1 protein-coding gene is annotated in these 1,726 nt (G+C 75.2%); it reads left to right on the top strand.

Annotated features, from left to right (window positions below):
* The coding region (locus MXD58_RS27020; protein WP_250610706.1) for a Gfo/Idh/MocA family protein at positions 1-1,694 on the top strand (1,694 nt) is incomplete at its 5' end.
* Positions 1,695-1,726: the final 32 nt, after the last annotated feature.

Below are 1,726 nucleotides of genomic sequence, written 5' to 3'. Positions count from 1 at the left end.
GACCGGGAGCGACTCGCCCAGGTCGCCCTGCACGGCTCGGCGCGGCGCGGCGGCGTGGAACCGGCACAGGGATGAGGGTCCTCGTCGCCGGGCGCTGGTCGGGCGGCTACCTGGACGAGACCGCGACCGGCGGGCTCGTGCGGGTCCGGCCGACGGTCTGGATCACCCTGGGGCCGGCGGACGGGCAGTACTTCGTCCGCGCCGGCGGCTCCCGGGCGCTGGCCGCCTACACCCGGGAGTTCGGGGTACGCGCGGTGACCCGCAAGGCCGCGAGCCGGCTGCGGGAACGGGACCGCAACCGCCGCTACGTCGGGATCGGCCTGGGTGTGGTCCTCGACGCGGACTCGGGCACCGTCGACGGCGAGCGCGCCGTCCCGTTCGGGACCGGTGCGGCGGTCGCCTTCGTCGCGCCCTGTCATCCCGCCTGCATGGAGCGGGTCGTGCTCGATTCCCGCCTGCTGCGCACGCTCGCCCGCGGGCACCAGGCCCAGCCGGGACCGCTGGTCTACCGGGCCCGCCCGGCGAGCACCCCGCCCGACCTCGACGAGTCGCTCATCGGCTGGTCACCGCTGGCCGGCGCCGCCCTGGACCCGGCCGTCGTCGACCGGCTCGCCAGCTGGCTCGCCGCGGAGTGGCGGGGGCCGCGGCCCGACGACCGGCTGCTCGCCGGCCACAATCTGCTCGCCGGCCACAATCTGGTCACCACCCACGACCGCCGGCGGCCGACCCCGCCGGCGGGCAGCGGCCGTCCGACCGCCACGCTGTTCGGGCTCGGCCACTACGCCAAGACCCAGATCGTCCCGCACGTCCAGGACCAGCTGGACCTGCGGCGCGTGCACGAGATCGACCCGGTCCAGATCGGCGCGCGCCGCACCCACCGGTGGGCCTGGGACACTTCTCCCACGCCCCGCGACGACGAACCGACGGACGTCGTCCTCATCGCCGGCTACCACCACACCCACGCCCCGCTGGCCGTGGGCGCGCTGCGCCGCGGAGCGGTGGCCGTCGTGGAGAAGCCGGTGGTCACCACGCGGGAGGACCTCGACGAGCTGACGAAGCTCGTCGACACCGGTGGCCGGCTGTTCGCCTGCTACCAGCGGCGGCACGCGCCGATGAACGCCTGGCTGCGGACCGATCTCGGCCTGGACCGCGGCGGCGAGCCGATGCTCTACAGCGCGGTCGTGTTCGAGGAACCGCTACCGCGACGACACTGGTACCGGTGGCCGGCGTCGCGCACCCGGCTGGTGAGCAACGGCTGCCACTGGATCGACCATTTCCTGTGGCTGAACGACTTCGCGGCGGTGCGCCGCTCGACGGTCACCGCTGCCCGCGGCGGCACCTTCACCGTCTACGTCGAGCTCGCGAACGACGCGGTGCTGTCGCTGGTGCTGACCAGTGCCGGTGGCAGCCGCTACGGCCTGCGGGAACACACCGAGCTGCGGGCGAACGGCGTGACCGTGACCATCGTCGACGGCGCCCGCTACACGGCCGAGGCAGGCGCGCGGATCCTGCGCCGGCGCAGGGTGAACCGGCTCGACAGCTACCCGGCGATGTACGGCGACATCTGCGCCCGCATCGTCGCCGGCGATCCCGGGCAGGACGCCCGGGAGATCCGCGCGGTGGCGGCGCTGACCCTCGAGTTGGACGCGAGCGCCGCCGCTCAGGAGGCGGCCCGGTCGGCCGCCACCCGGTAGCCGCTGGGCCAGCGGCCCGCGCCGAGCAGCGG

This window comes from Frankia sp. AgKG'84/4 (assembly GCF_023242965.2).
Taxonomy (GTDB): Bacteria; Actinomycetota; Actinomycetes; order Frankiales; family Frankiaceae; genus Frankia.
Note: the sequence above shows the minus strand (reverse complement) of the source record. Positions and strands in the feature narration are given on the sequence as shown.